Below are 11,873 nucleotides of genomic sequence, written 5' to 3'. Positions count from 1 at the left end.
TTTCGGTCTGGACCCAATCACCTCAGCTCACTTGAGCTTCATTCTACGCTGCTGGTGAACCCAATCGACGATGTCGCCATCCGGCGCATAACCGCTTACGGTCTCGCGTAGCAATTGGCGTACCTTAGGGTAGTCATGCACTTCTATCGCGGACAGCAGATCTCTGAGCACCCCTTTCAGTACATCCCATTCGAGATAGTCTTCAGAAGCACTCATAATCATTGGATGCTGGGTGGGGGCAACGTTATCGCCGATCAACAACTCTTCATAGAGTTTCTCGCCTGGCCGAAGTCCACTGAACTCAATAGAAATATCGCCGTGCGGGTTTTTCTCGGAACGAACACTCAGCCCAGAAAGATTGATCATTTTTTCAGCCAACTCCACGATCTTGACCGGCTCGCCCATATCCAGAACGAACACGTCGCCGCCCAAGCCCATCGATCCTGCCTGAATGACAAGTTGTGCAGCTTCGGGAATGGTCATGAAGTATCGGGTAATTTTCGGATGCGTCACTGTCAGGGGGCCACCTGACTTGATCTGTTTGTGAAAAAGCGGAATGACTGAGCCTGAGGAACCCAATACATTACCAAAACGTACCATCGTGAAGCGCGTTTTGTTAGCCGTGCCTACAGCGGTTAAATCACCGTGCAATTGCGGATTTTCTTCACGACTAAGCGCTTGCAGTATCAGTTCGGCCAACCGCTTTGTACTGCCCATCACATTAGTAGGACGCACCGCTTTGTCCGTTGAAATGAGTACGAAATTTTGGACTTCGGCCTTGAGTGCCGCCTGCGCCGCACTCAAAGTACCCATCACATTGTTAAGTATGCCTTCAGCGATATTGTGCTCGACCATCGGCACATGTTTATAGGCCGCAGCGTGATAGACAGTATTTACGCACCAAGACTTCATGAGGCTGGACAGCTGACCTTCGTTGCGCACAGACCCTAAAATCGGAAGTAACAACACAGACAGCGACTCACGGGAGACGCGCTGCTCCAACTCGGAAAGAATACTGTATAAGTTGAACTCGCTGTGTTCAAACAACAGCAGTGTAGAAGGACGCAGCGACAGTATCTGCCGGCACAACTCAGACCCTATCGAGCCGCCTGCGCCAGTCACGAGCACTACTTGGCCTTTGATACAATGTTCGAGCAATTCCCCTTGGGCCGGAACCGCGTCACGTCCCAGCAAGTCGGCAATATCCACCTCTTGGATATCGTCGACCTTAACCCGTCCGCTGGCGAGATCCATAAATCCCGGAACACTACGAACATGCAACGGAAAGCCCTCCAGAAACCCCAGGATTTCCCGGCGACGGCCTCTGTTGGATGACGGGATTGCCAAGAGAATTTCCTGGGCGCCCGTTGCATCAATCATCCTTTGGATGTGTTTGGACTTATAAACCTGCAAGCCAGAAATAACACGATCGGAAATGCTGACATCGTCATCAATAAAGGCGACAGGCCGCATCACACGCCCCATCCGTAATGCCGCAACCAACTGATTCCCTGCGGCGCCTGCACCATAAATCGCAACCCGTGGCAGGCCATTGTCGCGACTGGTGAATGGCACATGCTGAGCAGCAGAGAACCAGTCGCCCAAGAAGAACTGCCGCATGGCGAGTCTCAACCCCCCGACCATTATCAGGCTCAACCACCAGTAATTGAAGATAATAGAGCGAGGCACGACATTTTGGTGGTTGCTGTACCAGTACACAACGACACCCAATATCAGCGCTGACAGGCTCACGGCTTTGATGATAGCTATCAGCGCGTCATTGCCAAAGTAACGCATAACCGCTCTGTACATGCCAAAACGTATATAGAGCGGTACAGCCACAATCGGCGCACACAGAAAAAGCCAGGTATGGGCAACCAAGGGGTTAACAAAATCCTCTACACCCAATCGTACAATGAACGACAGCCAGAGCGCAGCCCACACAAGTAATACATCTACAGAAACTTGAATAAGCCGTTTTTGCCGCCGTGGCAGATCAACTAAAAATGCACGAACCCTATCCATACCTACCTCTAAAGCACCGCATTGTTCAAAAAAACAGTCGCTCGATATTTCAAATACGCTCCATCCTATCGACAGAGCAACAAATGTTATTTGCTGGCTTCCAACGCACCTGCTCTGAACCTCCAGGCTAACAATATCAATGGCGCGTACGCGATGATCAGCGCGACGATACCATCAAGCTGCTTAGTCGCGACCAAGCAAGCTAAAGGCAACAACCATAGAACGTTAATGAGGGCAACAGCTACAGTTACGGGAATGTGCGATTTAAATTCGCGGGAAGCGAATTGATAGGCATGGCTGCGATGCGCCTCATATAGTTTGTCACCGCGCAGAATACGCCGACACAGCGTGAAAGTGGCATCGACAATAAACACGCCCAGAAGAATCAACCACCCCCAGAAAAGATCAAACGACATCCACGCGCCCTGTATCGCCAGGACACCCAAGGATATGCCGAGGAAGCCGCTCCCAGCATCGCCCATGAAAATTCGGGCCTTGGGAAAATTCCAATACAAAAAGCCAGCCACCGCAAAACCAAGAAGCAACGGTACCCAGGCGATGACGGGCGTTGCGCAGAGCCAGTAGAGCAAGGCTGCGCCGAAGCAGGTGGTGATGGCCTCAACACTTGCCAGGCCATTAATTCCATCCATGAAATTGTAAAGGTTGAGCATCCACACCAGGTAGAACGCAGCCAGTATGTGGGCGAACCAGCCTAAATCCACCACATAGCCAAAAGCCTCGACAGGGGGCAGGCCGTGACTCCATATCAGTACCCAGACAGCAGCGGTGAAATGACTCAATAAGCGCCAGCGGGCTGGAATATGCCCATGGTCATCGAGGAAACCGACGATCGCAACCATCAGACCAGCGCCGAATAGCGCCATGAATGCGTCAAAAGAAAGTACACCCCCGATCCAGAGCATGGGAAGGAACGCGAGAAAGCTCGAGACGATCGCTACCCCTCCTCCCCGCGGCGTTGGGACGACATGGGAGCTACGTCCATTCGGGAGATCAATGAGATTGTTGTTAAGAGCGTAGCGGCGCAGAGCCCCTGTGAGCACCAGCGCCAAAATCAGAATGGCGGGAAACAACCAAAATAATGTCATTCAAATTTACTCTCGAGATAAGCGTTGGCCGTTTTTTTGAGGGACGCATCGAGAGTGACAGGAGGCAACCAACCCAACAACTGATGATTTTTCGAAATGTCCACTTGCAGTGAACCGAATAGCCGGGTTGCAACCCCTTTCTTGCCAACAAGCGTGGCCAAAAACGTCAATAATTTTACTGGAAACGGGACCAACACAGCCTTAGTTCCAACCGAGTGCGCGACTTTACGTAAAAGCTCTGTGGTGGACACATCGTTGCCATCACTCACCAAAAAAATCTGGTTGGCTGCGGCAGGATGCACCATACAGGTTTTGATCAAGTCGACCAAATTGTCCAAAGCAACAAGGCTGCGCTTATTGTTGACCGAACCCAGCGGCAACGGAATGGATACTCCCTTCGCCAGGAACGCCATCATATTTCGGAAATTCGCCTTCACACCTGGCCCGTAGACGAGAACTGGTCTGATGATCACAATCTCCATACCAGTACTTTTGGAAAGGGCCAATAAACCATTTTCAGCTTCCAGCTTGGAAACGCCATACGGGTCTGCCGGGGCAGGAGAATCATCTGCCGTGAAAGGCCTGCCGGGAAGGGTGAACTCGCCGTTTACCTTGATTGAACTGATGAATACGAAGCGCCGTACCCCGGAAGCCGCAGCCTGGCGCGCCAGGTTCAACGTACCGTCCACGTTGACCTTACGAAACTCTGCCACAGGATCTGTGCTGTTATCGTTCATCACATGCACGCGAGCAGCAGCGTGAACAACCACATCAACATCCTGGGTGAAAGATTCCCAGCGCGCATCGCCACCCAGATCGCCCATGGCGATGTACTCGACACCAGGGTGCTCGGCCACACCGATATTGCGAGCGCAGGCGCGTATCTGATAGCTTGCGCTACCAACTAAAGAGTCCAAAAGAGCCCGCCCTACAAAACCGGAAACGCCCGTCAGCAGCACGACTTTCTTAGTGCCTTCCATAATCCACCAGACCTATAAATACAAAAATTTCAAACGAGATAACTCATCAAACGCTGATTAACAATGTCAGCGTCAAATTTGTCCTGCGCAATCGCATGGCTTGCCAGCCCCATTTGGACTATATCGTCTGGATGTTTGATAAGATGGATCATCTTGTCAGCGAGTTCTTCCGCTGACCAAGGTGCAACCAAGTACCCATTGACGCCGTCCACCACAGTGTCCTTACAACCGGGTACATTCGTGGTCAGGATCGCACGGCCAATTGCCATTGCTTCCTGAGTGCTCCGGGGGACGCCTTCACGGTAATAAGATGGGAGAACAAAGACACTGGCGTCGGAGACCCAGCTGACAACATCAGATACGTGACCCGGATGCTCTATCACGCCTTCCATCTTCAGTCGCTCTAAGTCATGCGCCTTCAGCCCACCTGGATTCGACTCGTCAATACCCCCAAGCATCACGAATCGTGCTTCCGGGAATTGTTCTTTCACAATCCGCGCCGACTCAATAAATATATGCACACCCTTTTCCGCCAAGAGTCGTCCGACAAATATGAAGCTCACGGGAGACACAGGAGGCCGGGAATAGGGATAGTCACTCAATTTCAAGCCGATACCACCGAGCACCGAAACCTTATTGACCCTCAGCCGATACTTATCAACCAAATCAATCTGGTCATCTTTGTTCAAGAGGATCAGTTGCTCAAGAAACGGAAATGCCATCCGGTAAAGTGAAACTTGAACCCACTTTAACAGTTTGCGTTTAAACCCCATCCCCTCAGGGAGCTCGGTAAAGACGTAGCCGAGGCCTTCCAACATTCCGACCCTGCGCTTGACACCTGCCAACACAGCCGCGAACGTACCGAATATCACAGGCTTTGCAAAATATGAAAAAACCATGTCTGGCGCGATGGAGCGAAGAGTTCTGGATAATTTCAGTGTCGAGGCAAGGTCATTTAACGGGTTTAAACCCGCTCGGCTAATGTGGTAATCCATCGGGATACCGCCCAACGCCCTGACGCCCTCGCGACTTGCACTTTCGTAGTCCAGGGCGAATGCGTAAACAACGTGGCCTTGCTCCGACATCGCACGGATTAGATCAGCACGAAAGCCCAACACACAGGCAGCAGTAGTTCCTATCAAGGCAATTTTCATTTGGACTGATATCCGTCCGGATTACTCTGTAACCATCTCCAAGTATCCCGCATCATATCCTCAAGATTCAATTCCGCACGCCACCCTAGATCTCTAAACGCCTTCGCGGGGTCAGACCAACATTCGGCAATATCCCCCGGCCTGCGCTCACACAATTTGTGGGAGACTTTCACCCCTGAAACTTTTTCAAATGCAGCTATCACTTGCAGGACAGAATAGCCCACGCCAGTTCCTAAGTTCCAAGCATGTAAGCCGGTATTATCTGCTATATACCGCACTGCGCTGACGTGGCCGTTCGCCAAGTCAGTAACATGAATGTAATCGCGTACGCCCGTTCCATCACATGTTGGATAATCACTACCGTAGATGGACAAATAGGGCAGCTTACCGGTTACAACTTTACTGATATACGGCAGTAAATTATTAGGCGTGCCATTTGGGTTTTCCCCAATCAGCCCGCTGGGATGGGCCCCCACGGGGTTGAAGTATCGAAGTGTCGCTATCGCCCATCGATCATCGGCGCGAACCAGGTCCTCAAGTACCTGCTCAACAATAAGCTTGGAACGACCGTAGGGGCTTTTGGGCGCACCAATGGGATACTCCTCAGAAATAGGCATGACGTCTGGCTCGCCATACACTGTTGCCGACGAACTGAACACGAGCCTGAACACGCCCGCGGCCGCCATGGCAGAAAATAGTGAAAGGCTGCCCGTAACGTTAGTTTGGTAGTATGCAAGGGGGTCTTTAACGCTGTCCCCTACGGCTTTCAATCCAGCAAAATGGATTACTGCGTCGAATTTATGCTCGCGAAAAAGAGTAGCGAGGAGTGCCTCGTCCAAAATGTCGCCAAGGACAAATAATGGCTCGCGTCCAGTTATTTGGGCAATCCGGACCAAGGAAACCTCGGAGCTATTAGCCAGGTTGTCAAGCACGACAACGTCCCAACCGACGCCCAGTAACTCGACCACCGTGTGGGAGGCGATGTAGCCAGCACCTCCAGTTACTAATATCTTCACAACTTCGTCTCCAACAGCCCTTCACGACCGCATGAATATAAAATGATTGAGAGCCTGACACCCGCTCTACTGATGTTTACTAGATACAGAATGAGGCTGTCTAGCCTCCATTGGAAAAGTCGATAAAATGATAAGGCATGAACGGAGAGGGCCCAACCCCCTCCTCGGCTACGAAATTCCTGTAGCCACTCGCCGCGCTCAAAATGCCCGCCACAATGAAAGCGAGCTTGATTGTTGTGTCAAAATTCAAAGCGAGACGGCTATAGGTCAAAAGAATCGCAACGGGAAAGGCGAAGGATATCAAATCCAAAAATCGCAAACCAGCATACGACACCGCTGACACCAACCAAAAAGAAATGGTGAAACCAGCGCCTAACACTATGAGTTTGGTTTTTTCCGCATTTGGAAGTTTTGAAAAGAACAACGCTGCCACAAACAGCAACAATACCGCGACCTTACTCAGTCCCGACAGCGGGTTGGGGGACTCTGAATCCTGATAAGACAGCAATTTGGCGAGAAAGTAGTCACCATTCAAACTCAACAAAAACAACAGCGCACATACCACAACTGGGACAACCAAGACATTACTTGTCTTCAGCCACCGAGACCACGACGCCCAGATAAATAGCAACGACACCAGTGACGAGTAATGAAACAACAGCGCAGATACCGCCAGCACCACTCCAGATTTATACCTAAACTGACGCACGTTCTGCGTGGCCAGCAACACCAACATTGCCGCCAGCCCAATGCGCAACCCGTTCATGCTGTACTGATAAACAAAGGTCGGCAAAATATAGGCGATGAGTAAAAAACGTTCGTTCTTGTCAGCACGAGCCAAGTACAGAAACAGCATCACAAAAATCAGAAAACTGAGCACCCTTACTGCGACGACGCCTGAGTCTGAAACATACAATAACGCTTTACCCAACAATACGAAACCCGGCTCCATCCCCCCCCAGACATAGTCCGCCGAAAAGCCTTCAACGATCAACTCATAGTTCGCCGTGTCTGTACCTACGGCACCGCGCATGACCGAAAACACCATAAACACAATCAAAGATATTGCGATAAAGAGGCGCGTCCTGTTACCCGCCAACCCGGTCAGGAAAAACATGAGATACAACGTTCCCCAGCCAATTAGATATATCATTCCAAGCTTTTTCCCAACTTAACCTTAAGCACTCTGCGCATATAACGCACGAACGACCACCCTTTCAGAAGACGCCGACGGACCGGCCCAATTCGACCCTCACGAAAAAGATGGTCATAGACATCCAACTCCCCCTTTTCCATTGCCCACATATTACTGCTTAGCCCGGCATGCCCATAAATGGGCTTGTGGCAAAACGTCAAGGGCAACTCAAGTGAATAGCCGCGAGCGCCACTTCCCAGCAACTCGCACCACAGCAGGTAGTCCTCGCAGAACCTCTTATCCGTGGAAAAACGATAAGCCACATCTTTCCTGATCATGACCGAGGGCGTTGAGAACCTATTGGATTTCAACAAATCCGCGAAGGTGACCTGATAGAACCCCGCTTGCGCAGCGTTATAAACATGATGCGGCATCGACTCCGAACTCAGCGTCTCACAGATCTGTCCGGTTAGCGTCACCTCTGGATTTTCCAGCATCCAGCCATACTGAAGCTCTATTTTTTGTGGGTGCCAACTATCATCGGAGTCTAGAAACGCAATATAGGGCTGCGACGCCATTTCCCATGCCGTGTTGCGAGCCGCTGCGGGTCCTGCGTTTTTTTTCAACGCGCAAACCCGCACCCAGTTCTCCGGGTACTCCGTGACCAATGACTGAAGAAAGTCTAGAGTGCCGTCCGGACTTGCATCATCGACCAACAATACCTCGACGGGTCTCAGCGTCTGGGCAAACACTGAATCAAGCGCACGCCGAATCGTTGCCTTGCAGCGATAACAAGGAATCACAACGCTTACGTTAGCAGACGCGGCGCTACGGGCGCCCTTTTCAAACAGCATGTTATGGCTCACACCTTCGCAATTATCAAATAATAGAAGTTCACGAATTCGACTCAGGAAACCTGATCTTCGAGCCACGCGCATCTAAGACTTCACGCAGTTTTTCGCTGCCGATCAATGTGGTGTTGAGCTGGTCAAAAACCTCGACATTCTTCTCGACGTATCGCGCACGAACCCGGTTGATTATCCTGGACACACCCCATAAAAATTCTGAGCACACCGAAGATACCAACTGTGCTGCAATCTTCAAAACACCAAATTCTGCGCAAGCTGCCTTCAGCGAAGTCAATGTATGCTTATACGAGCCTGGAAAATAAACGAAACACTTCAATAACAGCCTGCCAAAATTCGGGTTCAGATTTTTACCGCCCTGGGACTGAACTCGCTCGACAGCCTTAAGCAGAGAATACGACCACACCGTGGGAACCGAATAAAATTCGGGTATTCGTGCATCCCACACCAAATTTTTGAACGGCGCAATATGAGCATTATCTCTTAATGCTCCGTAGTGCCCGCCCGTTACACTCTTGCCAGAAGTGCTTTGACCCGAGGCGCCTGGTACGATAACCGGATAATCGACCAACACGCACGAGGTGGACTCAGTGGCGATCAGTAATGAACTGTAGATATCAGGACTGACACCGCCAAACAGCGCGCCATACTTCCCTTCAATCCTCTTGGCCAATGCGTTTGAAATCATACCGGCATATGCACGCGGCATTCCAAATACACCACCGCCAAAATTATCCAGAGCGTAATTGACCGATGCTTTGACATCGTGTCGAACCACATCACCTGTGAAGGGGCTCAGATGCAGCGTGCCAAAATAGGAATCGCCACGGGTTGAATGCTTGAAATCATTCCAGTAGTACAACGCAGGGAAGTTGAATTTCAGCGCATCAACATCGTGCTTTTTAGCCCAATGGGCAACATCAATTATTTCCTTCGCGACAAAATCATCATCGCCGATGAAAACTAAATAATCACCATCTGCCGACTGCAACCCAAGGTTAAAGTTATCGACCACACTGATGCCCTCAGTTGAACGGACCAACTTCAAGCGTGCTTCTGGATAGAAACCTTTAAAGGCTTCTGATATTTCGTCAACCGGGCTCGAGTCGCAAACCACTACTTGAATTTCTTCGGACAGATCCAATATGGATCGGATTGACGGAATCGCGTAGCGCGCCCGATTATGCGTAGGGATAATGACGCTCAGAATACTCATACTATTGACCGAGGCTGCGCTGAATATAGGACAATGTCATGAGCAACTTCTTAATATCTTCGCCCTTCAACAACTCTGTATTGTGCGACGTATAGTCGTCAATTGCGTTTGCCTCGGGCTGACCTTCGATAATAAATTTATCATAGTTCAGGTCGCGATTGTCCGCTGGAATTCGATAGTAACGCCCCATGTCTTTGGCTTTGGCCATCTCTTCTCGAGACACCAGAGACTCATAGAGTTTTTCGCCGTGTCGAGTACCGATAATATTAACCGGCACCTGGCTATTAAAAAGCTCCTTCAACGCGTTCGTCAGATCACCGATGGTGCTGGCCGGCGCCTTCTGCACGAAGATATCACCCTGCTCGCCATGTTCGAACGCATGCAATACCAAGTCCACGGAGTCTTCAAGACTCATGAGGAAGCGGGTCATGTTCGGGTCAGTTACCGTCAGAGGGACACCCGCTTTGATTTTATCCACGAACAACGGAATAACCGAGCCACGGGATGCCATTACGTTACCGTAACGGGTCGCACACAACACAGGGCCGCCGTCGCGGACTGTTCGAGACTTTGCGATCAGGACCTTCTCGCCCATCGCCTTGGAAATACCCATAGCGTTAATCGGGTAGACTGCTTTATCTGTACTCAGCAAAACAACGCGCTGTACTTTGTTATCGATCGCCGCATTGAGCACGTTCTCTGTACCGATGATATTGGTCAATACAGCTTCCATCGGGTAAAACTCACAGGACGGCACTTGCTTCAGCGCGGCTGCGTGAAATACGTAATCGACCCCGGCCATTGCCCGACTGATGCTTTCGTAATTTCTTACATCGCCAATGTGAAATTTCACCTTGGGATTGTTCAGCGCAATCCGCATGTCTTCCTGCTTCTTCTCATCGCGACTGAACACGATGATCTCTTTAACCGCGGTGTCGAGAAAACGCTTCAGGACAGTATTGCCAAATGAGCCTGTACCACCGGTGATCATCAAAACCTTATTGTCAAACATACCTTCACCAATCAAACCAAGAAGAAAAACAGCAGCGCTACCACCGCTACAAACAACAGCACTGCTGAAGAAACCAATAGCGCCGAAACTCTCGCGTACCCTTTTACCTCAGGCAGGGTCATCGCCCTGACCCACGAAACCATAGTCGATGACGCATGGTAGGCCGAGTACACATAACAGATCGCTTTTACGTCGCCTGCGGAGGCAGCCAATATCGTCATGACCAGCGTGGCGATCGTCAAAAAGCCCGACATGGTCGCCTGAAACCTGAAGTCTTTGGCATAGATTAACAGGCTATAAGGGATAAATCCGAAAGCCCCGATTGCAACACCGGGTAAAAGTATCGCGAGATAGGCTGAAATCAGCTCGTTATTGGCTCCTGGCCCCACCCACAGCGTGATGAGGGGATCACGGAACCACCAGAGCACAAAGGTCGGTAGCGCGGTCACTACGAAGACCGAGATGCCGAACCTGATAATTATCTTACGCGCGTCACTGCTCACTCCGCTAGCTGCTGTGCGCAGCATGATCGGTTGAAAATACTGGCTGACCGGCCCTGCGAGAATCGAAATCGGGGCCATGCAAAGCAAGCTCGCGAGGTAATAGGGCGCGACACTGGCAGCTGAAGTAAAAAATGAAATGATTGGTTTGTCGAGCTGCGTCACCGCGGCACCCGCCGCGGAGAAGATAACCAGCGCGCCACCGGCCTTCGTGAGATTGAATGCTTCGGAAAAGGATGGCCAATCAGTCTTTTGGACCCCGAGTGCTGTGCCCGACAGATCTTTTATCAAGAACACTCGAGACACCCACCAATGAATAATCGTAGTTACCAGTTGGGTGTATATGAACACATCCAGGGTCGCTGAAAACACGTACATTGCGATGACAGTCAAGGCCGCTCTCAGCGACACGCCTATCACCTGCAAAGCGCTACCCGATATATATTGCCTGTTGGCGATCAGCATCGAATAGTAAAGATTTTGCAGCACCAGGAACCAAAACAGCAGGACTACCGCAAGGATCGCCCCCCAGCTGATGCCCAGCTCCGCAATAAACAGCTTGACGCCTACCGCGACAAAAAACAAAAACCCATAAAATCCAGCGAGACTAAGCTCCGCACTTCTAAGCAACTTGATTAAGGGGGATTTATCTTGGCCGGATACAGAAACCTCCCTCCCCAGCAGCGTTGACATGCCCAAGTCCATCATCACCAAAAGTGCTTGAAAGGACAAAATCACCGCAATGCTGCCAAATTGGCTCGCACCGAGCATGCGGCTATAAATAGGTAAAAAAACAAAAGCTACCAATAGGCTGGATGATCGCCCAGCGTACAGCATCAGCATCCTGCTAATAACGGACATAT

General features: G+C 50.7%; 10 protein-coding genes. All 10 read right to left on the bottom strand.

The features are described from left to right. Positions 1 to 27: 27 nt before the first annotated feature. Positions 28 to 2,025: a nucleoside-diphosphate sugar epimerase/dehydratase gene (locus E4O97_RS18400; RefSeq protein WP_122733236.1), complete on the bottom strand. Its 1,998-nt coding sequence runs from the start codon at positions 2,023 to 2,025 to the stop codon at positions 28 to 30. Positions 2,026 to 2,111: 86 nt separating this feature from the next. Further along, positions 2,112 to 3,131, bottom strand: coding sequence for a glycosyltransferase family 4 protein (locus E4O97_RS18395; RefSeq protein WP_216090929.1), 1,020 nt, complete (start codon positions 3,129 to 3,131; stop codon positions 2,112 to 2,114). Next, entirely contained in the window at positions 3,128 to 4,111 is a 984-nt protein-coding gene (locus E4O97_RS18390; protein ID WP_148852318.1) for an SDR family oxidoreductase, read from the bottom strand. Before E4O97_RS18390 ends, E4O97_RS18395 begins: the two co-directional genes overlap by 4 nt. Before the next feature lie 29 nt (positions 4,112 to 4,140). Continuing rightward, positions 4,141 to 5,265: a glycosyltransferase family 4 protein gene (locus E4O97_RS18385; protein WP_148852319.1), complete on the bottom strand. Its 1,125-nt coding sequence runs from the start codon at positions 5,263 to 5,265 to the stop codon at positions 4,141 to 4,143. Continuing rightward, positions 5,262 to 6,281 (bottom strand): UDP-glucose 4-epimerase GalE, encoded by a 1,020-nt coding sequence (gene galE, locus E4O97_RS18380; RefSeq protein WP_216090928.1) that lies wholly within the window; start codon positions 6,279 to 6,281, stop codon positions 5,262 to 5,264. The genes E4O97_RS18385 and galE overlap by 4 nt, the downstream gene beginning before the upstream one ends. A 100-nt stretch (positions 6,282 to 6,381) precedes the next feature. Next, positions 6,382 to 7,398, bottom strand: coding sequence for an EpsG family protein (locus E4O97_RS18375; RefSeq protein WP_187432750.1), 1,017 nt, complete (start codon positions 7,396 to 7,398; stop codon positions 6,382 to 6,384). Between the two features lie 32 nt (positions 7,399 to 7,430). Next, on the bottom strand, positions 7,431 to 8,270 hold the full coding sequence (locus E4O97_RS18370; RefSeq protein ID WP_216090927.1) for a glycosyltransferase family 2 protein: 840 nt from the start codon (positions 8,268 to 8,270) through the stop codon (positions 7,431 to 7,433). 40 nt (positions 8,271 to 8,310) lie between these two features. Then, entirely contained in the window at positions 8,311 to 9,498 is a 1,188-nt protein-coding gene (locus E4O97_RS18365; RefSeq protein ID WP_148852323.1) for a glycosyltransferase family A protein, read from the bottom strand. 1 nt (position 9,499) lies between these two features. Continuing rightward, positions 9,500 to 10,510 (bottom strand): polysaccharide biosynthesis protein, encoded by a 1,011-nt coding sequence (locus tag E4O97_RS18360; RefSeq protein WP_122733244.1) that lies wholly within the window; start codon positions 10,508 to 10,510, stop codon positions 9,500 to 9,502. An 11-nt stretch (positions 10,511 to 10,521) separates the two neighbouring features. Beyond that, positions 10,522 to 11,871, bottom strand: coding sequence for an oligosaccharide flippase family protein (locus E4O97_RS18355; protein ID WP_248130092.1), 1,350 nt, complete (start codon positions 11,869 to 11,871; stop codon positions 10,522 to 10,524). Positions 11,872 to 11,873 lie beyond the last annotated feature (2 nt).

The organism is Pseudomonas sp. W15Feb34, from assembly GCF_023127765.1.
GTDB lineage: Bacteria > Pseudomonadota > Gammaproteobacteria > Pseudomonadales > Pseudomonadaceae > Aquipseudomonas > Aquipseudomonas synxantha_A.
Note: the sequence above shows the minus strand (reverse complement) of the source record. Positions and strands in the feature narration are given on the sequence as shown.

Coding starts and splice junctions, on each gene's coding strand:
- E4O97_RS18400 (WP_122733236.1), bottom strand. CDS start 2,025: ATGGATAGGGTTCGTGCATTTTTAGTTGATCTGCCACGGCGGCAAAAA.
- E4O97_RS18395 (WP_216090929.1), bottom strand. CDS start 3,131: ATGACATTATTTTGGTTGTTTCCCGCCATTCTGATTTTGGCGCTGGTG.
- E4O97_RS18390 (WP_148852318.1), bottom strand. CDS start 4,111: ATGGAAGGCACTAAGAAAGTCGTGCTGCTGACGGGCGTTTCCGGTTTT.
- E4O97_RS18385 (WP_148852319.1), bottom strand. CDS start 5,265: ATGAAAATTGCCTTGATAGGAACTACTGCTGCCTGTGTGTTGGGCTTT.
- E4O97_RS18375 (WP_187432750.1), bottom strand. CDS start 7,398: ATGTTTTTCCTGACCGGGTTGGCGGGTAACAGGACGCGCCTCTTTATC.
- E4O97_RS18370 (WP_216090927.1), bottom strand. CDS start 8,270: ATGCTGTTTGAAAAGGGCGCCCGTAGCGCCGCGTCTGCTAACGTAAGC.
- E4O97_RS18365 (WP_148852323.1), bottom strand. CDS start 9,498: ATGAGTATTCTGAGCGTCATTATCCCTACGCATAATCGGGCGCGCTAC.
- E4O97_RS18360 (WP_122733244.1), bottom strand. CDS start 10,510: ATGTTTGACAATAAGGTTTTGATGATCACCGGTGGTACAGGCTCATTT.
- E4O97_RS18355 (WP_248130092.1), bottom strand. CDS start 11,871: ATGTCCGTTATTAGCAGGATGCTGATGCTGTACGCTGGGCGATCATCC.